General features: G+C 48.6%; 15 protein-coding genes and 1 pseudogene. 15 read left to right on the plus strand and 1 reads right to left on the minus strand.

Features of this window, described 5'->3' with window-relative positions; translation table 11 throughout:
• Window positions 1-39: 39 nt before the first annotated feature.
• On the minus strand, window positions 40-3030 hold the full coding sequence (locus ACJ8HH_RS03665; protein WP_033646762.1) for a beta strand repeat-containing protein: 2991 nt from the start codon (window positions 3028-3030) through the stop codon (window positions 40-42).
• A 636-nt stretch (window positions 3031-3666) separates the two neighbouring features.
• Here ACJ8HH_RS03665 and ACJ8HH_RS03670 point away from each other — a divergent pair.
• The 15 genes and pseudogenes from ACJ8HH_RS03670 (at window position 3667) to gndA (ending at window position 21167) form a co-directional block, all read left to right on the plus strand.
• Window positions 3667-5439: a type I secretion system permease/ATPase gene (locus tag ACJ8HH_RS03670; RefSeq protein ID WP_033637754.1), complete on the plus strand. Its 1773-nt coding sequence runs from the start codon at window positions 3667-3669 to the stop codon at window positions 5437-5439.
• Between the two features lie 52 nt (window positions 5440-5491).
• Window positions 5492-6823, plus strand: a complete 1332-nt coding sequence (locus tag ACJ8HH_RS03675) for an HlyD family type I secretion periplasmic adaptor subunit (protein WP_033637755.1) — start codon at window positions 5492-5494, stop codon at window positions 6821-6823.
• A 2-nt stretch (window positions 6824-6825) separates the two neighbouring features.
• Window positions 6826-8202 (plus strand): TolC family outer membrane protein, encoded by a 1377-nt coding sequence (locus ACJ8HH_RS03680; protein WP_039566802.1) that lies wholly within the window; start codon window positions 6826-6828, stop codon window positions 8200-8202.
• Between the two features lie 175 nt (window positions 8203-8377).
• A pseudogene (locus ACJ8HH_RS03685) lies at window positions 8378-8485 on the plus strand (IS200/IS605 family transposase); the annotation flags it as partial.
• Window positions 8486-8709: 224 nt separating this feature from the next.
• Entirely contained in the window at window positions 8710-9723 is a 1014-nt protein-coding gene (galE, locus tag ACJ8HH_RS03690; RefSeq protein ID WP_060387485.1) for a UDP-glucose 4-epimerase GalE, read from the plus strand.
• 572 nt (window positions 9724-10295) lie between these two features.
• Window positions 10296-10829, plus strand: a complete 534-nt coding sequence (gene rfbC, locus ACJ8HH_RS03695; RefSeq protein WP_033646757.1) for a dTDP-4-dehydrorhamnose 3,5-epimerase — start codon at window positions 10296-10298, stop codon at window positions 10827-10829.
• A complete protein-coding gene (rfbD, locus tag ACJ8HH_RS03700; RefSeq protein ID WP_033646754.1) occupies window positions 10830-11711 on the plus strand; it encodes a dTDP-4-dehydrorhamnose reductase in 882 nt (293 codons plus the stop codon).
• Between the two features lies 1 nt (window position 11712).
• The gene (locus tag ACJ8HH_RS03705) at window positions 11713-12492 is read left to right on the plus strand and encodes an ABC transporter permease (protein WP_033646751.1); all 780 of its coding nucleotides are present in this window, start codon (window positions 11713-11715) and stop codon (window positions 12490-12492) included.
• A complete protein-coding gene (locus ACJ8HH_RS03710; RefSeq protein WP_033646749.1) occupies window positions 12482-13699 on the plus strand; it encodes an ABC transporter ATP-binding protein in 1218 nt (405 codons plus the stop codon). The genes ACJ8HH_RS03705 and ACJ8HH_RS03710 overlap by 11 nt, the downstream gene beginning before the upstream one ends.
• A gap of 2 nt (window positions 13700-13701) precedes the next feature.
• Window positions 13702-14676 carry a methyltransferase domain-containing protein gene (locus tag ACJ8HH_RS03715; protein ID WP_050438916.1) on the plus strand — a complete coding sequence of 325 codons (975 nt, stop codon included), beginning with the start codon at window positions 13702-13704 and terminating at the stop codon, window positions 14674-14676.
• Window positions 14677-14700: 24 nt separating this feature from the next.
• Entirely contained in the window at window positions 14701-16665 is a 1965-nt protein-coding gene (locus ACJ8HH_RS03720; protein WP_033646747.1) for an HAD family hydrolase, read from the plus strand.
• Window positions 16665-17909 (plus strand): glycosyltransferase family 4 protein, encoded by a 1245-nt coding sequence (locus tag ACJ8HH_RS03725; protein ID WP_033646744.1) that lies wholly within the window; start codon window positions 16665-16667, stop codon window positions 17907-17909. Before ACJ8HH_RS03720 ends, ACJ8HH_RS03725 begins: the two co-directional genes overlap by 1 nt.
• Complete coding sequence (locus ACJ8HH_RS03730; RefSeq protein WP_050438915.1) at window positions 17910-18824, plus strand: glycosyltransferase family 2 protein; 915 nt, start codon at window positions 17910-17912, stop codon at window positions 18822-18824. It abuts the gene before it with no gap.
• Window positions 18825-18897: 73 nt separating this feature from the next.
• On the plus strand, window positions 18898-19614 hold the full coding sequence (locus ACJ8HH_RS03735; RefSeq protein ID WP_080281272.1) for a glycosyltransferase family 2 protein: 717 nt from the start codon (window positions 18898-18900) through the stop codon (window positions 19612-19614).
• A 146-nt stretch (window positions 19615-19760) separates the two neighbouring features.
• Window positions 19761-21167, plus strand: coding sequence for an NADP-dependent phosphogluconate dehydrogenase (gene gndA, locus ACJ8HH_RS03740; protein WP_049212993.1), 1407 nt, complete (start codon window positions 19761-19763; stop codon window positions 21165-21167).
• Window positions 21168-21233 lie beyond the last annotated feature (66 nt).

The raw sequence follows: 21233 nt of genomic DNA on the forward strand, positions 1-21233 counted from the left end.
CTGAATAAATAATCAGGACGCTTGGTGAAGGCGTTACGCTTACGCGTAGTGCAGCGTATCCACCAATTGCTGGTGGTTTTGCCCAGTCAGGTATACCACGGTATCGTTGAGGTCCAGCGAGTGGTTATCGTTGTTGTCGATAATCACGTAAGAGCTGGCAGTGTTACCGCCACCGCTGAATACAACGGATGCCACACCCACTTTCGACGTCAGCGAGTTGCTGCTATCCAGGCCAAGAATACCGCCCAGCAGGCCGATAACGCCATTGGTCAAACCGCCCACCAGTGTCCCCAACAATGCATCCAACGTGTCGGCAGAACGCGTACCGTAGTTCGCTACCGCGGTGCCGCTGGCGTCATCGGAGATAGTCAGGCCGCCATGGTTTACGTCGACAATCGAGTCCTTGAGGCTATTAAAGTCCTTGATGGTCACACCCGCCTGCGTGTTACTGGCCTTGATGTCGTAGGTGTTGGCACCTGCGCCGCCGGTCAGCGTGGTGTTGCCAATCACGCCCAGAGTATCGGCCGCACTGGAACCTTCTACGGTCATTTGGTAACCGTTCAGGCCCAACGCCGTCAACACCGGTGCCAACAGGTTGGTGGTGACAACGCTCAGCGGCAGAATGTTCAGCAACTGAATGATGATACCGTCACCGGTACCGCCATGGCTGGAGTCGAGATTCAGCCCCGCGGTATTGGTGGACGCATTGATATCACGCACGTTGCTGAAACCGCTGCCCACCGTCAGATCTAGCGCGTGATCACCGGTCACGTTGATGGTCTGAACCTGCGCATTGGTGCCGGCCAATGACAGAATATTGTCAAAGCTGCCGGTACCGCCCGAGGCTACGTTAACTGTACTCAATGCAGTACCGCCAATCAGGCTGCTGCTGCTGTTGAGGGTGATGGCACCGGCGTTCACATTGGCGGAACTCACCGCATCGAAGTTGATGTCGAAGTGATTGGTGGCATTCTGGACGAAGGTAAAGTTCAGCGTGCTGGCAGCGGTCGCGTCCCCTTTCACTGCCAACTGTGCGGCGTTGCCGCCGGCGGCGTTGATGACGTTGACGTTAGCCAGACCGGAAACCACAAACCCCTGAGTGCCCAGATTGGTGGCCGCCGCGTTCTGCGTAACCGTGCCGCCCGTAGTGCCTTCGACCGTGGACGTGCCGTTGGTCAGGCCAAAGTCAAAGGTGTTGTTTGGCGTTGTCACGCTGGTGGTAGTCGGTGAACCGATCAGCGGCGTCGTAATCAGCGTACCGACGGACTTGCCGATATAGCCGGTCAGGTCGATCTGCTCGAAGTTCGAGAAGTTGTTGGCGTTGCTGGTCACGGTGCTGGTACGAACGCCCAGGGCGTTTTGGTTGGTCACCACGGTTTTGGTGATGAAGTTGGCGGAGATGGAGTCCGTACCCGCGCCGCCATTAGCGGAGATGCCGGCGCCGACGGTGTTGGCTGCGCCGGTTGCCGCATTCCCCGCCCATTTCAGCGAGTCGTTGCCGTTGCCAAGGTTAAAGTCGCCGGTGCCTGTGGCGATGTTGGCCGTCGACGTCACGATGACATCATCATTTCCGGAACTGGCGTTCAGAATCACGTTGCCATTGTTAACGGTAATATCGACACCAGGGTTAACCCCGTTGTCAGACAGGTTGACCGTTGCTGCACTGGTGCCGTTGATGGTCAGATTCGCCAGGTGGTCGGCGAACTTCAGGTTCACGATGCTGGCGGCATTGGCGTTCAGTTGCACATCCGTCAACACTGCCGTTTCGGCATTGCTAATTTGGTGAGATGCGCCGGTGTTGACGGTGCCCGTCGCGTTGCCGCCGGCGGCCGTTGCCGTCAGAGACGCCGCGGTTTTGTACAGCAGGCTGGTACCGATATCGTATTCGAAGCCATGCTGCTGAGTGACGGTGGCACTGTCAGTGGCGACGGAGCTGCGCAGGTCGTTGATAATGGCCTGCGTGATGGCCGTTTTGCTCCCCAGCGCACCATAGCTGGCTAATTGCGCAGCGGTGGCGGCAGTGCCATGCACCAGGGTAAAGATATGCTGAACAAAATCATCGCCAGTCAATTGAGCGCCTTTCTTTTGCGACTCTGCTGAATTGATCAGGGTAGTGATGACCTGTGCATAAGTTTTACCGGCAAACAGTTCTTTGCTCCAGGTGTCCAGCCCGCGGGCATCGACGCCACGGCCAGGAATTGCCAGGAAGGCTGCTGCGACTTGTTCCTGATAGTTCAGAGCCGGCAGTTCACCCGGTTGCCACACGTGCGTCGCCGCCTGGAAGTGCTGTTGGGCCGTGGTATCGCCGGCGGCAACGGTGCCCTTCAGTGCTGCGATCACTTGAGCTACGACGTCGCCACGAGTCGAGCCGCCACTCAGCAAGGCGAGATAGCTGCTGCTTTCGGCCGAAGTTGGTGCGCGTTCATAGCTGTTTTGGAAGATGGCGTTGATGAAATCGCTATCGCTTAACGTTTTCAGCGGGCTGTTGTTCACGAAGGTTTGTGCGACCGCCGCCAGCGTTTTGCTGCCCTGCGCCAATACGGTTCCCCAGTAGGTAATGCCGTCCTGAGTTTGCGTTAAGCCCACGACATGGAAAACACCCTGTACGTCAGCTGCGCCGGCCGACGATGCGGCTGTCGCGACAGGGAACAGGGTTTTTTCGACTTGAGCTTCGAAATTGCTCTGTGCTGTCAGCAGCGTTGAATCAAAACCGCTGTAGCTAAGTACGTCGTTAATCACCTTGGCAACAACGGATGCCGTGGTGGGGTTGCCCGCTAAAAGATCGGCAAGCACGCTGCTGCTGGGGGCACTACCGTTCACTGCGGTGTAGACCTTGGTTACGATTTGAGAAGCCGTCAGACCGTTCAGGCTTGAGGTGCCGGTAATGAATTTTTGCGCAACTTGCTCCAGAGAAAGTGCAGAAGTTTCAATTTTCTGCGAGTAGTAATCTAACGCCGCGGTATCAATATTCTTTCCAGAGATTGCAAGGAAAAAAGCAGCCGCTTTTTGCTGTGCTACTAATGTGGCCATACGTTACCCCTTTGGATGTACCCATTTTCTACGGACATAAGAAAGATGTGACCGGCCCCCCATAGCCGTGCCAGGAAGAGGTTTGGTCAGATTTTTTAGTATTAAAGCTTGTGAAAACAACGGCATATAAAAATGACATACTAATGCCAATTGTTGCTTTCACGTTTTAATCAAAGGAGCTGATGAGATTTTTGTCAAGGCTATAGGATTTTTTTTATTTCTATTGTTTTGGTTTTTCTATAACTAATTGTGTTGTCAATTAATCCTGCGTTTTTGTCGCAGTTGATTAATATTTTTTATGAGTGCAATGATTTTGGTTGTTTTTTTAACGGTGGGGATTATTAGATTTCTAATTATTTCCAGTGGTGGCGGTTTGACTTTGCCGGGGCGTGGGAAAGGGGGGCGGTGTCCTGTCATTCAGGTTTGGATAACTTTTTGCTTTATATTGGTTTTTTTTTGAATTTTTGAGGAATGTTTTTTTCGTCTGCCGCCTTGCTGGAATTCCAAATGTGTATCTATAGTTAATGAAAAAGCAGCTGCAGTCTTGAGCATGTTTGGGGGCTTTTTTTGTGAGGTTAATCTCATAAAAATCAATGCGGATTTTGACTGACAGTGCACATGATGTAAGGGCAGAAAGTGAACCAATTTATACCGCGCAATGAAATTGCGGATGTTATACGGACTCGCAGCAAGGTTTTCTGGACCGTTGGCATATTTACCGCATTTATTAATTTATTAATGCTAGTTCCTTCTATCTATATGCTCCAGGTTTATGACCGGGTGCTTCCTTCTCGCAATGAAATCACGCTGTTGATGCTGACGCTGATCATGCTGGGCATGTTCGGGATGATGTCGCTGTTGGAATACGTGCGCAGCATGGTGGTGATCCGTATCGGCAGCCAGCTGGATATGCGGCTCAACACGCGAGTCTATACCGCGGCCTACGAGGCGAATCTGAAAAACGGCTCGTCTGATGCCGGCCAGATGCTGAGCGATTTGACCAATCTGCGCCAATTCCTCACCGGCAGCGCGCTGTTCGCCTTCTTTGATGCGCCGTGGTTTCCAATCTATCTGTTGGTGATATTCCTCTTTAACCCTTGGTTGGGGCTTTTCGCTCTGGTCGGTGCGCTGTTGCTGATCGCATTGGCGGTGATCAACGAAATGGTGTCGAAAAAGCCGCTGGCGGAAGCCAGCAAGCTGTCGATTATGTCCGGGACGCTGGCCAGCACCAATCTGCGCAATGCCGAAGTGATCGAAGCTTTGGGGATGTTGCCTAACCTGAAACGCCGGTGGTTCGGTCTGCACCAGCGGTTCTTGAACAGTCAGCGCATCGCCAGCGAACGCGCATCGCGGGTCACGTCGATCACCAAGTTTGTGCGCATGTCGCTGCAATCATTGGTGCTGGGGCTGGGGGGCTGGCTGGCGATCGATGGGCACATCACGCCCGGTATGATGATCGCCGGTTCCATTCTGATGGGGCGAACCCTGGCGCCGATTGAGCAGGTTATTAACGTCTGGAAGAGCTACAGCGCGGCGAAGCTTTCTTATGGCCGGTTGGTCAAGCTGCTGGAAACGCATCCGCAACGGGGTACCGGCATGTCCTTGCCGCGCCCGGAAGGGGTGCTGGCCGTAGAAGGCGTCACCGCCACGCCGCCGGGATCCCAAGGCGATGCGGTATTGCATAACGTGAGTTTTGCCATCCAGCCCGGTGACGTGCTGGGGATCATTGGCCCGAGCGCGTCGGGGAAATCGACGCTGGCGCGTTTGCTGGTCGGCATTTGGCCGGTCAGCGAAGGGATTGTTCGGTTGGATAATGCCGACATCTATCAGTGGAACAAGGATGAGTTGGGGCCGTATATCGGCTATCTGCCACAGGACATTGAGCTGTTTGCCGGGACTATCGCCGAGAATATCGCCCGCTTTAACGATATTGACTCAGAGAAAGTCATTGAAGCCGCCAAGCTGGCCGGCGTGCACGAACTGATCCTGCGTTTCCCTAACGGCTACGATTCGGTGCTCGGCAACGGTGGCGCTGGGCTTTCCGGTGGACAGAAACAGCGTATCGGCCTGGCGCGCGCATTGTATGGCGACCCTTCGCTGGTGGTATTGGATGAGCCTAACTCCAACCTGGATGATGCGGGCGAGAAAGCGTTGAACCAGGCCATTATGTTCCTCAAGCAACGTAATAAAACGGTGGTTCTGATTACCCATCGCACCAATTTGCTGTCGATGACCAGCAAGCTGTTGCTCCTGGTAAATGGCAACGTCAACGCATTCGGCCCGACTCAACAAGTGCTTCAGGCGTTAGCCAATGCGCAAAAAGCGCAGGCGCAACCGCCTCAGCAAGCGGTGAGGGCGGTAAATTCCGAGCCGGATGAAGGCAATATCCCGAAAACGCAAATTAATTAAGCCGTGAATTGCCTGGCGGCTATATTGCCGTCCGCAGTTTAAAGGAGTTGGTATGTCGACGCACATTGGCGAGCCGCAAGACTCGTATATTGAAGAGATCCCGCAGGATGAACGGCGGTTTACCCGGATGGGCTGGCTGGTCGTGGGAATTGGTCTGTTCGGATTTTTGGCCTGGGCAGCGTTCGCGCCTCTGGATAAAGGGGTGGCATCGCCGGGATCGGTAACCGTTTCCGGCAACCGCAAAACGGTGCAGGCCCCGGCCAGCGGCATCATCAAGAATATCGCGGTGAAAGACGGCGACAAGGTGAAAGCCGGAGAAGTCCTGGTGCAGTTGAGCCAGGTGCAGGCACAGGCGCAGGTCGATTCCCTGCGCGACCAGTACTACACCACGCTGGCCACCGAAGGGCGTTTACTCGCCGAGCGCGACGGTCTGAGCAACGTCACTTTTTCCCCTATTTTTGCCCAGATCAAAACTCAGCCGCGCGTGGCTGAAATCATCGCGTTGCAAACGCAGCTGTTCGCCTCCCGCCGCCAGGGGCTGCAAAGTGAAATTGACGGTTATAAGCAGTCGATGGACGGGATTCGTTTCCAATTGAAAGGCCTGCAGGATTCGCGCGCCAACAAGCAGATTCAACTTTCCAGCCTGCGTGAGCAGATGAACAGCATGAAGCAACTGGCGGCGGACGGCTACCTGCCGCGCAACCGCTACCTGGAAGTGCAGCGTCAGTTTGCCGAGGTGAACAGCAGCATCGATGAAACCGTCGGGCGGATTGGCCAGCTGCAAAAGCAGCTGCAGGAATCTCAGCAGCGTATCGACCAGCGTTTCGCCGACTATCAGCGCGAGGTCAGAACGCAACTGGCGCAAACCCAAATGGACGCCAGCGAGTTTCGCAATAAGCTGCAAATGGCCGATTTCGATCTGGGCAACACTGCCATCACCTCACCGGTGGACGGCACCGTGGTCGGATTGAATATCTTCACTCAGGGGGGCGTCGTGGGAGCGGGTGACCACCTGATGGACGTTGTACCCAGCCAGGCGACATTGGTGGTGGATTCTCGCCTCAAAGTCGACCTGATCGATAAGGTGTACAACGGGTTGCCGGTGGATCTGATGTTTACCGCCTTCAACCAAAACAAAACCCCGAAAATTCCGGGAACGGTCACGTTGGTTTCCGCCGATCGCCTGGTCGACAAAGCCAACGGCGAGCCTTACTACCAGATGCAGGTCACGGTCTCGCCGGAGGGCATGAAGATGCTCAGTGGCGAGGACATCAAGCCGGGGATGCCGGTGGAGGTGTTCGTGAAAACGGGGTCGCGCTCGCTGCTGAGCTATCTGTTTAAACCTATTTTGGATCGCGCTCATACTTCATTAACCGAGGAATAATTTTGATTCAATCAAAACGACAGGCTGCCGGTCTGGTTATCGGCACCCTTTTGTTTGCGATATCTGCGCCGGTTTATTCGATAGGGATTTTAGACGCATATTCGCTGGCATTAGAAAAGGACCCGACTTTCCGGGCGGCTATAAAAGAGAAAGAAGCGGGAGATGAGAACGAAAACATCGGCAGGGCGGGGCTGCTGCCGAAAGTGTCGCTGAACTATCAGAATTCGCCGCGCAACTGGCAGACGCAAAAATATCCGCAGAGCGACTTTTTCGGCAATGTTTCGGAGGTCACCCGGCGGCAGCAATATCGCAGTTATTCCAGTTCGATCACGCTGACGCAGCCGCTGTTCGATTATGAAGCGTACGCGCGCTACAAAGCCGGCGTCGCGCAGACGATGATGTCGGACGAACGCTATCGCGGTAAGTTGCTGGATCTTGCGGTTAGGGTGATTAACGCCTATGTCGAAGTGGCCTATTCCAAGGATCAAATCGCGTTGGCCGAAGCGCAAAAGGCGGCTTACAAGGAACAGCTGACCTTGAACGATCGCCTGATGAGCGCCGGTGAAGGCACCATTACCGACGTATCGGAAACCCAGGCACGCTACAGCCTGGCCGAAGCGCAGGTCATCGAAGCGCACGATGCGCTGGATGCCGCGCAGCGCGAATTGGAAGTGATTATCGGCATGCCGCTGAACCAGCTGGATGAGTTGCAGGTGTTGCGGCCGGGCAAGTTCAAGGTGGCGCCGCTGATCCCGTCCAAGTTTGAAGAGTGGCAAAAGATCGCGCTGGAGAATAACCCGGTGCTGGCCGCCTCGCGTCATGGCGTGGATGCCGCCAAGTATGACGTTGAAAGGAATCGGGCGGGCTTTATGCCGCAGGTTCAGCTGTATGCTTCGCATTCGGAAAACGACTCCAGCAGCGATAACACGGTTAACCAGAAATACCGCACCGACAGCATCGGCGTGCAGGTCAGCATGCCTATTTATTCCGGCGGCGGCGTTTCGGCGTCGACCCGGCAGGCGGCGGCGCGCTATGGCCAGGCGATGTATGAGATGGATGCGCAGACGGGCACCACGCTCAACGATCTGCGCAAGCAGTACAATCTGTGCATCAGCAGCCGCGCCAAGGTGGCGGCCTATGAGTTGGCGGTACAATCGGCCACCACACAGGTGACGGCGACCCGGCAAAGCGTGCTGGCCGGGCAACGTGTCAACGTTGACGTGCTCAACGCCGAACAGCAGCTCTATAGCGCCCAGCGCGATCTGGCCTCCGCCAAGTACGCCTACATCAAGTCGTGGATTACCTTGCTGAGCGACTCCGGTACGTTGGATGAAAAAGATGTTATGCGGGTAGCGCAGTATTTTGCCCGCAGTCGCTAGCAACATATTCACTATGAGCATTAATCTGAAAGAGCAGCGTTGAGCTGCTCTTTTTGTTATCAATCCTAAACCACCCCTTATGGAGGTGGTGATCGTTCATGTGGGACTATGCCCGTAGGGGGCACATGCTAAATACTGCCTCGGTTTGTTATCAGCAAATCAAGGGGTAAGTAGCATGAACAGATATGAATCCGCTTCCCATGTATTCTATCGCTGTCAGTATCATCTCGTATGGACACCGAAGTTCGGATACAAAATCCTCAAGGGTAATCTCGGTAAAGAGCATCAGCACATTGTGCACAAAAGAGAATACACTGGTGCTGCCTACGACAACTCTTTTCGTTTGCATACTTGTAAAGCCAATCGAATCAAAGGAACTCTATGAACATAGGGATGGTCAATTATGATAGAAAAGACGTGCGTTAGTGCGAATTTCATTTAAAATCAATTGATTGCTTAAATAAGGCAGTTCATCTTGAGCGCCAGGAGCGCGAGTAAGGAGTTTTTATGGCGGTTTTAATCACCGGAGGAGCCGGTTATATCGGTTCTCACACTGTTCTGGCTTTGTTAGAACATGGCGAAGATGTTGTAGTATTAGATAATTTATCAAACTCTTCCGATGAGTCTCTGCGTCGCGTTGAGAAACTCGCGGGTAGAAGTGCTCAGTTCTACCAAGGCGATATCTTGGATGCTGAGTGTCTGCATCGCATTTTCGAGGCTCACGACATCTCGGCTGTGATCCATTTTGCTGGGCTAAAGGCTGTCGGAGAGTCGACGCGTAAGCCGCTCGAGTACTATCAGAACAATGTCACCGGCACGTTGGTTTTGTTGGAGGAAATGCGTCGTGCGGGTGTGCATAAGTTTATCTTTAGTTCTTCTGCCACGGTGTACGGCACCCCAGAGCAAGTTCCTTTGACCGAGACGTCTCGCGTTGGCGGTACGACAAATCCTTACGGCACGTCGAAGCTGATGGTAGAACAAATTTTGCAAGATTTCGCTAAAGCAGAACCGCAATTCTCCATTACCGCCTTACGTTACTTCAACCCGGTTGGTGCGCACGAATCCGGCATGATTGGTGAAGATCCAAATGGTATTCCCAACAATCTGATGCCTTATATTGCTCAGGTGGCAATCGGAAAACTGGAGAAACTGTCTATTTTCGGTGACGACTATCCGACTAAGGATGGTACGGGGGTCAGAGATTATATTCATGTCATGGATTTGGCTGAAGGGCACCTCAAGGCGATTGAACACATCGATGAGCACAGAGGCTTTACAGTCTATAATCTGGGGACAGGGGTAGGATATTCGGTGTTGGAGATGCTCCATGCTTTTGAAAAGGCTTCAGGTCGCAACGTAGCTTACCAAATTGTACCACGCCGAGACGGTGACATTGCCGAATGCTGGTCCGCTCCAGGGTTGGCGTTCAAAGAATTGGGATGGAAGGCTACCCGTGATTTGGATGCCATGATGCGTGATGCGTGGAATTGGCAGAAGAACAACCCTCTGGGTTATCGCTAAAATAACACTGAATAGGCGTGATTTTTTATTACGCCTGTTTTATTTTCCTTATATGGCAACTTGTTTTTTACATTATATTTCAGTCAGACGTCTGTATTAACAATCTCATTATCACCATCAGAGTTATCCTATGTTAAATATCCCCAAATAAGTGATATCTTTAAAAAATATTAAAAAAAATCATTTTATATCAATGAGATTAATTCTCGATGAGAGTAGCTATGCATGGTTTTTTCACGTTGTTAACGCACATACTTCATCATTAGCCTGCTATCATTGATGTGTCCCAACCAGGCCCTATGACACTTAACGATTTGATATGTTAGAGTAATGTTATGACTAGCAGGGCCTCTAGGTAGAGGCTGTGTTCATGCTGGAGGATGCTTTAAAGGAATGAAGAAACTGTGCTATCCTGCAATGTCTTCAGTAGCGAACTATCTTAAGTTGATTTAGAGGGCGTTTAGACCCACTCAAATATAGTTCAATGTGAGGTGTTCTCGGCTTATTCAAAATGGCAGCAGCGCTAGGGAGACACTGGTTGGGTAGGAAATTCCGAGTGAGTGAGTAGTCAAATGAAAGTAATTGATACAAAGATTGCCGGCGTCAAAGTGATTGAACCTAAGATTTTCGGTGATCAGCGTGGCTTCTTTTTCGAAACGTTCCAAAAGCAACGTTACCAAGAACTACTTGATATTGAACATGATTTTGTTCAAGACAACTATTCTCGTTCGACACGTGGCGTGCTGCGAGGTTTGCACTTTCAGACCTCTCGTCCCCAGGGGAAGCTGGTCTATACCCTAAGAGGGGAGGTCTATGATGTTGTGGTGGACATCCGTCCAAATTCACCTTCTTTCAAACAATGGTTAGGGATCAATCTATCTGAGGGTAACAAGAAGCAACTGTGGATCCCACCTGGCCTTGCACATGGTTTCTTGGTGTTGAGTGATGAAGTCGACTTTGCTTATAAATGCACCGATTACTATGATCCGAAGAACGAGCACTGCTTGAGTTGGAACGATCCTGAACTGGCGATTGAATGGCCTATAGAGCATCCCCAGCTTTCTGAGAAGGATCTTAAAGGCAAATTATTCAGCGAGCTTTTTTAAATGCGTATACTGGTAACTGGCGGCAATGGTCAACTAGGCCATTGCTTGGCGGATACATTGCCTGGCAATTGGCAGATCGTTAGCCTGGACCGCAGACAACTTGACATTGCTGATTGGCCTGCAGTGCAGCAAACTGTTGCGGAGTTGAATGTAGATTTCATTGTAAATGCAGCAGCTTATACGCTAGTGGATAAAGCTGAAGAAGAAATCATCGTTGCGGAGGCTGCAAATGTTATCGGTCCAGCTAATCTGGCTATGATTGCAGAGAGCCTAAGCATTCCACTGATTCATATTTCGACAGACTATGTTTTTAGCGGTGCAGAAGAGGGCGTTTCTTTGTGTGAAGATTCACCAACGGGGCCGCTAAATGTCTATGGTCAAACCAAACTGCTTGGCGAAAAAGCCGTACTAACCACGTGCTCACGCGCCGTGGTGATCCGCACATCCTGGTTATTCAGTGAGCATGGCACCTCTTTTGTGCATACCATGCTTAAATTAGGAAAGACACGTAAATCGCTTGCTATTATTAACGATCAGTTTGGTCGACCTACCTATGCTGGTGATTTAGCTAAATGTATTCTCACTATTATTAGCCAAGGGGTTAATGAACCCATGCTATATCATTTCTGCGGGGACAAGATTGTCTCGTGGTTTGAGTTTGCTGCGGAGATTTTTTCTTTAGCTAAGGTATTTGACGATAGTTATAGATTTATGGCTTTGTCTTCTATTAACAGTGAACAATATAAATGCGCAGCCAAAAGACCTAAGCATGCGATACTTAACTGCGAAAAAATATATCGTGAACGCGGGATCTGCAATAGCAACTGGCGAGTGAGCCTGGAAAAAGTAGTTCCAAAAATTATTGATCAGATGAATAATTAATATGAAGACATTGTTGAAAAATACAGGTTTGATTTTTAATCTTACCAAGCGGGATGTTGAAAGTCGCTATCGTGGGACTAGTCTTGGTATCGTATGGTCACTGCTAAACCCTGTGATTATGCTTTCTATCTATAGCTTTATTTTTGGCTTTGTTTTTAAAGCCAAGTGGGGGCTGACAACGACAGAAAATTACACTTTGATTATGTTTGCCGGTCTGCTGACACATGGTTTTATTGCCGAATGCCTTGGCAAGGCGACAACAATATATGTATATAATGTCAGCTATGTTAAAAAAGTTTTATTTCCTCTTGAATCCTTGTGCTGGGTGTCTGTTTTTGGCGCATTATTCCAATTCTTTATGGGATGCATTGTTTTTGCCATTTTTTGTATTTTACTAAAGCAACCTGTTAGTCTAATGGCATTATTAGTTCCTATTGTTATTCTTCCATTGATTTTATTATCATATAGCATTTCATTATTTTTGTCATCGCTAGGTGTTTATATTCGTGATATGGGGCAGGTTGTTTCAGTTATCATTGCCTTAATGTTATTTATGTCGCCTATATTTTATCCTATTACTGCTGTTCCAGAACAATATCGTATGCTGATTTATATTAATCCGTTAACGTTTATTGTCGAAGCTTTACGTGATGTCGTCCTGTACGGAAAATTATTCAGTCTTGAAGGCTATGCACTCTATTGGGGTATCAGTATTGTGCTGTACGTATTAGCTATAACTTGGTTCAAAAAGGTAAAGAGAGGCTTTGCTGATGTCCTCTAATATTGTTATCTCTGCGCAAAATCTGCGTAAAGTTTATCAGATTTATTCCAGCCCGATGCAGCGCCTGGGAGCCTTACTGGGGTATCGGGGGGCTAAGGGTAGGGAGTTTGTCGCTCTGGATTCCGTTAATTTCGAGATTAGAAAAGGTGAAACAGTCGGTATTATTGGTGTCAATGGTTCCGGTAAATCAACTCTGTTGCAAATGATCTGTGGAACTTTGGCGCCTACAAGCGGCAGCGTATTTACTAAAGGGCGTATTGCACCGTTGTTAGAGCTTGGCGCTGGGTTTAATCCAGAGTTCACAGGGCGTGAAAACGTTTACCTGAATGCATCTCTTCTGGGCTTAACGCGTAAAGAAATTACGGAGCGTTTCGATAAAATAGCTAGCTTTGCCGATATCGGTGAATTTCTCGAGCGGCCGGTTAAGACTTTTTCGAGTGGTATGTTTGCACGTTTAGCCTTTGCCACTGCCATTCATGTCGATCCTGAAATATTAATCGTAGATGAAATTCTTGCTGTTGGAGATTCACGCTTTCAGCGAAAATGTGTAAAGAAGTTTAATGAAATCAGAAATGATGGATGTACAATCCTGTTCGTTTCGCACGATGATTATCAGGTTCGAAATATCTGTAATAGTGCACTATACCTTGAAAAAGGTGTACAGCGTTATTTTGGAAATGCAGATGTTGCTGTTCAGCATTACCTTTCTGATATGCAGAAGAGTGTGATGGAGACTCAAGATGCCGAAAATAAAGCTATTGAAAATGAAATAAGTAGCAGATTGATAAAAATAGCTAATGTATCTCTTCTCGATCGGACTGGGAATTCAGTAACCGAGCTGGCTAGCGGTGACAATGTTAAACTGTCTTTCGATTACAAATATGAAGGAAGTGACGGGGAATTCGATGGGCTGACCTTTGTCTTTAATCTTTACCGTAAAGATGGGGTATATATCTGTGGGACGACTACAGCAATGCGTGGCTTAGAACCATTTTCCCTAAGTCGGGAAGGACGAGTGACTATTGATTTTCCCGCATTGAAGTTGTTGTCAGGTATTTATAACTGGCGAGTCGCTGTCAATGATCAAGATGGTATACAGATAATTAACGAAGCTGTACCGGTCTGTGAGTTTTCTGTAGCCGATAACTTCAGTGCCGTTGGAATTTATGATATTGAACATAGCTGGTCTGTGGTGGCCAAGGGGTAAGTATGGAACGGATTGAGAACGATCTTCTTAAGTTGCAGTTTTTAAGAGAAGAACATCACCAGCGTTATCAGTACGTTGCCAGTTTTGCCAAGGGAGTTGTGGTTGACTGTGCATGCGGTATCGGATATTCGGCACCTATCATCTTGTCTAACCCTGCTGTAGTCAGTTACACAGGGTTGGATGTTGATCGAGAGGCAATCGCCTATGCACAAGAGCACAATACGACGGATTCTCGTTTTGAGTATGGTTCGATTTTAGCCTTGCCGTTCGATGATTGTAGCGTCGATACATTTATTTCCTTAGAAACGTTGGAGCATCTTGAGCAACCTGAATTAGCGATTGCAGAAGTCAAACGCGTGCTGAAACCAAATGGGATATTTATTTGCTCTGTGCCAACTAAAGATTACGAGAATTTTTGTGTCAGTTTGTATGGGCCTAACCCTTACCATATTCAAGCCTTCTCTTTAGAAGCTTTGAAAACATTGTTGCAAGCCCAATTTTCGCATGTTGATATTGCTGTTATCGCTCAAGAACTCGTCTCTATAGTGCATACATTTCAAGATCAAAAGATGCCGCCTGCGGTATTTAATGCAAAAAACAAGAACGTAATGAACGGTTCTTTCATTGCGATTTCATCTAATGTTGACGCTATTTATAATAAGAATACGCTATTTACAGGTATGAGTCGCATAGAATATGACCAAGAATTGGTCTCTCCATTGCGTCAAAGTTTGGAGTTTGCAGAACGCTTGGCTGAACAACGTTGGCAGTTGTTGCTTGAGGCTGAAAAAAGAATCAATGAAGTAACATATTATAAAGAACAGGCAGAGCGCATCTCTGAAGAAAGAATGCAAGCATTCAGGGACACGGAAGAGATGGTCCGTTCCCGAGATCAAGCTTTGTCTGAGGCAGAGCGGATTATTCAGATGCTTAAGGAACAGCTGGAAAGCGTTTCAAAGCAAAATTCGAACCAATAACTCTGTGAATGGATTATATCTACAATGATTGTCACGATTGCCGATAATATCGAAACCATTCTGGTCGATTTTTTTGATACTGTAGTCGAGCGTAGTTGCCACCCTGAAGTCGTGAAACGTAAATGGGCTGCCGCTCTCGTGGATTCATATCGTATTTGTCTATCCGTAGAGGATCTATATGCTCTACGTTTAAGAATCGAAGCGGGATTGTGCGCCAGTAGTCAAATGCAAGGCGATGACGCTGAATTCCGTTATGATGATATGTCGCTTGCCTTGTATTATGAACTTCAACGTGCGCAGATTGCGGCTCGATTGCCAGAAAGTGACACCTTCCTTGCTTTTTGCCGCGATCTAGAGTTGGCTATTGAGCTATCTGTGCAAAAACCAATAGTAGCAACGTTGGACATGCTGAGAGCTGAAAAAGCGAAAGGTAGACGTATTTATTTGGTTTCTGATTTTTATTTAGATCAACAATCAATTGTTTATTTTGCCAAATGTCATGGGTTTGATGATATTTTTGATGGATTCTTCGTTTCCAGCGAAAATAAGCGAACGAAGAAAGAAGGGCGAGCTTATGATGTGGTTATTGCAAGATTAGGTTTGAATGTTAAAAAGACGATTATGTTGGGCGACAATGCACACAGTGATGTTGCTATGTCGACAGCCAGGGGGCTGTTTGCGCATCATTTGCCTGTGGATCAACACCGATATGATGAGAGCCTACTGGCGGATCGTGAGCGCCTTGCGGTGGAGAACAAAGTTAATCGGGTGATCGCTGAAGATAATTTCAGCTTTAACTGGGTAAGTAGTGCAATTTATTTATTCACGCGTCGGCTCTATTGGTCTTTGGTGATAAACCAAGCTAAAAACGTTTATTTTTTTGCAAGGGAAGGCGAGTTTCTTCAAAAGGCGTTTGACAAATTTCAAGCTAGTTTGCCGAAAAATTTTTCGCGTATTACTAGTCATTATATGTATGTGTCGCGTCGAGCAACCTACTTGCCTTCATTGGGGCCTCTGAGTGGCAGCACATTCAACAAGTTATTATATCAGTATGGTTCATGTAGCCTGACTGCCTTTTTGAAAAGCATTAATCTCGATGATTATGTATCTGAGCTTAAAGTGCGTTTTCCTCAGGTGGATTTTGAAGAGCAGCATTTGAATATTGCTGGATTGCCGGCGTTTTCTGCGTTAATAGATGATGAATTCTTTAAGGCTATCTATGAACGCGAGCGCAAAGAACAGAATATCTATCTCAATGACTACTGTGACTCGTTGATGGCAGAAAAACATGATGAATGGGTTCATGTTGTTGATGTCGGCTGGAAGGGTAGTATTCAAGATAATTTGGTAAAAGCGACCCAGCGCAATATGTCTGGTTACTATTTCGGTATATTGGATGGGGCTGAAACCCATAAGAACAATATTAAAGAGGGGCTGCTGTTTGATCATCAGTGGGGGCAGCGCCTTGGTGATGATATGTTTAACGAGTTCCGTGCCGGTTTTGAAGTTTTTATGGGGGCCTCGCATGGCAGCCTAAAGAGATATGGTGTTGACATCGATAATTTTGTTTTCGACCATAACGACTCAGAGCTCGCTTTCTTCTATGAGCAAATAGCGCCATTCCAAGAGCGTGCATTGCATCAATTCAATGGTTTTTCAAAAATAGAGCGTGTTTATTCGCTATCTGATCATGAGATCAGCAAAGCGGTTAAAAAGTTTTACTTTCGTGGCGTGATGTTGCCGAGTCGGGTTGAACGTGAAAAATTTTCGTTGATCAAACACTATGAGAATTTTGGCGTATTCAACTTTAGCTCCTTTGGGCAGAGTAAACGTTCCCCCCTGTCTTATTTTAAGCGCTTGGTGAGAAATCCTCGACACACCATTGGTTCTGCTTGGTGGAAACCTCTGGATTTCCATGCAAATGGCGTATGGTATTTGAAATATCCTTATTTTTTGGTGAAAAAAATAAAGTTTAAAGGGGCTAAATAATGAGTAAAATTGCTTTTTTACTATGGAGTCCGGATATCAGTGGCGGCACTAATGTCATTTTTGAACATGCTACGCGTATGCGAAAGAATGGTGACGATATCACGATTATCACTGAGGATAAACCAAACAATAAGCGGTTAGAGTGGTTTCCAGGTGCAGAAAAACTGACTTGGATGGATTATGCTGAAGCTGCTGAAAAAAAGTTTGATCTGGTTATTGCGACTTGGTGGCGTACTGTATTTTATCTCAACAAAATCAATGCCAAGAAATATGCATTTTTTGTTCAATCCATCGAGTCGCGTTTCTATCCGGAAGATGAAGTGACTTTACGCACGCTTGTCGATCTGACTTATAGCTTGCATGTTAATTTTATCACTGAAGCGACATGGATTAAAGAATACCTTAAAGAACATTTTGACCAAGATGCGTTATTGGTCAGAAATGGAATTAGCAAGGCTTATTTTAATGATGAGATTAAACCAAAGGTGCCTCGAGCGTCTGAAAAGCTACGTGTATTAGTGGAAGGTCCGTTAAACGTCAGCTTTAAAAATACGGAACTTGCAGTTGAGTTGTGCCGGCAGTCTCGTGCTGATGAAGTCTGGTTTGTCACATCGACTGAAATTGGTGCTTACCCGAACGTTGATCGTCTGTTTAGCCGTGTGCCAATTTCTGAGATCGGTAGTATTTACGCCTCTTGCGATGTTTTGGTTAAACTTTCCACCGTTGAAGGAATGTTTGGCCCCCCGTTGGAGATTTATCATACTGGTGGCACCTCCATCAGTTATGATGTGACTGGTTACGACGAATATATTGAGCATAATGTCAATGGACTGGTGTCTTTCAGCCGCCAAAACCAGGAAATCATCGAGTTTATAAACCGCCTTAAGGATAACCCTGATGAGCTGGCTCAATTGAAAGCAAATGCTTTGGCTACCGCTGAAAAGTGGCCGGATTGGGAAAGCAGTTCCAAAGAGTTTTCAGCAGCGTGCGAGCAGCTTATTGCATCGGGAGTTATTACCTCGGTTACCTTACTTAAGGCGCAGACAGAGCGCTTTTGGCTCTTCTATGAGGAGTCATTGCGCCAGGCGCAGCAGGGGGGACAGGCGGGCATTCCCTCTCTAAATCGGTATGCACATTTTCGTCAGCGTGTTATCAATAAATTGCATCGCGACTACCCTACGATTTTTTCCTTGCTTCGGAAACTCAAATGGACGGTAAAATCTTATCTGCCGGGAGCTCGATGAGTGTTTGATTACGAAGTTGTGGTGTGTACTTACAACGGTGAACGCTACATTGTCGAGCAGCTTGCCTCAATTGTCGGCCAGACAATCTCTCCGCGGAGGATCATTGTCAGTGACGATGGTTCTACGGATAATACGCTGAAATTGATTGCTAATTTCGCTGCAACGACGTCAGTTCCGTTCGATGTGCAGCAGCGTGTTGCGGGCCCAAAAGGGCCCGCGCATAATTTCCTGCATGCGCTTTCTTTGACGACGGCAACGAACGTCTTTTTGAGCGATCAGGATGACGTTTGGGTAACTGATAAAATTGAATATTATCAGCGAGCGGTCAGCCAAATCGGCGATGAGTCCGTGCCGTTATTAATCTTTTCAGATGCTGAATTAGTTGACAGCGAACTTCGCTTCTTGAGCGCTTCTTTTTTACAGAATGAGCGACTTAATCCTGATCACCAGTTGGTGTTTCCTCGCTTGCTTTTCCAAAACTGTATCCAGGGTGCAACTGTGATGGTGAATCGATCACTGCTTAAGCATCTTCGCCCTAGCCAGCATATGTTGATGCATGATTGGTGGCTGGGTTTGCTGGCTACCACTTTTGGAAGGTTGGTGTTCCTTCCTGAACGATTGATAAAGTATCGGCAACATGCGAATAACGTGGTTGGCAGCAGTGGCTATGGATTGAAACGTATTCTGGCAAAATTTATGCGGCTGCCCTCAGTTGCACATCAGAATCGGTTAGTGATTGAGCAGGCGATAAGTTTCTATGAGATATACGGTGGGGAACTCAAAAAAGAGGATAAGAAATTTTTGGAGAGGATGTTAAGATCCCGACGTTTTGTGCTTTGGCAGCTTTTCTTGCTAAAATGTGGGGTTGCAAGAACAACCATTACGAGAACTATTTCCTTGTATTTCTTATATTAGAGTTTTTATGCCTGAATCTTTAGTTGAGCCATGTCGGTGCTTCATTTCAGTTATATCTCACGGTCATGGCAACATGATCATTGATGAGGGATGTCTAAAACTGCTGGCCTCAAACAACTACATTGTCGTTTTGAAAGATAACAAGCCACAGCGTGAACTTCAGGAATATTGTCAGGAGTCTGGCATTCATTATCTTGTTGATCAGCCTATGGGGTTTGGCGCAAACAATAACTATATTTTCACTTGGTGCCAGCAAGAGTTAGGAATGCGTGATGGGGATCGCTTTTTGGTGCTTAACCCTGATGTTTTTATCGAACCATCTGTGCTGGCAGCACTGCTGTTGCACGCGGAACAAAACACATACTCGCTAGTTGCGATCAATCTCTTCAACGATAAAAATTTTACTATTTATGACAAAGGGATAAGGCATTTCCCAACCATTAGCAGCTTTGCGGTTTCATTCTTGCTGCAGAAAAATAAGTCTATCTACGATAAAGACAAAATTACTCAGGATACGGAAGTTGAATGGGCAGCAGGCTCGTTTTTACTGTTTACTGCCAAATGCTATCGAGAGCTGGGCGGATTTGATACGCGCTACTACATGTACTGTGAAGATCTTGACATTTGCTGGCGAGCGAGGCGGGAGTTAGGGATAAACGTTGTTTATTTGCCTCAATTTAAAGCATTGCATCTTGCTCAAATGCGTAGTCGCTCACTTTTTTCTAAACATTTTATCTGGCACGTTACCAGCGCTTTGCGTTTTTGCTTGAAACAAGCGTTGAATAGATAAAATTGTCTTATCAACCCTCAGAGAGTGTCGACCTATCGCACCAATCACTACCCACCCGGCTCAATCCTGAGTTAACATGTGTGCCACATCACAAAACCTGCTGGCCGACGTTGCCGGCAGGGTCATCCTCAGACAGGAGTTCCTAAATGTCCAAGCAACAAATCGGCGTTGTCGGCATGGCGGTAATGGGCCGCAACCTCGCGCTGAACATCGAGAGCCGTGGTTACACCGTTTCCATTTTCAACCGTTCTGGCGACAAAACTGACGAAGTGATCGCTGAGAACCCGGGCAAGAATCTGGCGCCGTATTACACCGTTGAAGAGTTTGTCGAATCGCTGGAAAAACCGCGCCGCATCCTGCTGATGGTGAAAGCGGGCGAAGCAACGGATAAAACCATTGCCTCGCTGACTCCGCACCTGGACAAGGGCGATATCCTGATCGACGGCGGCAACACCTACTATCAGGACACCATCCGTCGTAACCGCGAACTGTCCGACCAGGGCTTCAACTTCATCGGTACCGGCGTTTCCGGCGGTGAAGAGGGCGCGCTGAAAGGGCCTTCCATCATGCCTGGCGGCCAGAAAGAAGCTTACGAGCTGGTGGCGCCGATCCTGGAGAAAATCGCTGCGGTTGCGGAAGGCGAGCCTTGCGTGACCTACATCGGCGCAGACGGTGCCGGCCACTATGTGAAGATGGTGCACAACGGCATCGAATACGGCGACATGCAGCTGATTGCCGAAGCCTATTCCCTGCTGAAGCAGGCGCTGAACCTGAGCAACGAGCAGCTGGCCGAAACCTTCGCCGAGTGGAACAAGGGCGAACTGAACAGCTACCTGATCGACATCACCAAAGACATCTTCACCAAGAAAGACGAAGACGGCAAATACCTGGTCGATGTGATCCTGGACGAAGCCGCCAACAAAGGCACCGGCAAGTGGACCAGCCAGAGCTCGCTGGATCTGGGCGAACCGCTGTCGCTGATCACCGAGTCGGTGTTTGCGCGCTACCTGTCCTCGCTGAAAGACCAGCGCGTTGCCGCGTCTAAAGTGCTGACCGGCCCGAAAGTGGCACCGTTCACCGGCGACAAAGCCGAATTCATCGAGAAAGTGCGTCGCGCGCTGTATCTGGGCAAGATCGTATCCTACGCGCAGGGCTTCTCTCAGCTGAAAGCCGCGTCTAAAGAAAACAACTGGGATCTGCACTACGGCGAAATCGCCAAGATCTTCCGCGCCGGCTGCATCATCCGCGCCCAGTTCCTGCAGAAGATCACCGACGCTTACGCGGCGGATGCCGATATCGCCAACCTGCTGCTGGCGCCATACTTCAAGCAAATCGCCGACGAGTACCAGCAGGCGCTGCGTGACGTGGTGGCCTATGCCGTGCAGAACGGTATTCCTACGCCGACCTTCTCCGCTGCGATCGCCTACTACGACAGCTACCGCTCCGCGGTGCTGCCGGCGAACCTGATCCAGGCTCAGCGCGACTACTTCGGTGCGCACACCTATAAACGCATCGACAAAGAAGGCGTGTTCCATACCGAATGGATGGAATAAGCCCGCCCGTTGAGCGATAAAAAAAGCCGCCGAGGTTAACGCCCGGCGGCTTTTTTATTGGGCGCG

It is taken from the genome of Serratia sp. CY32780, from assembly GCF_052169135.1.
Taxonomy (GTDB): Bacteria; Pseudomonadota; Gammaproteobacteria; order Enterobacterales; family Enterobacteriaceae; genus Serratia; species Serratia sarumanii.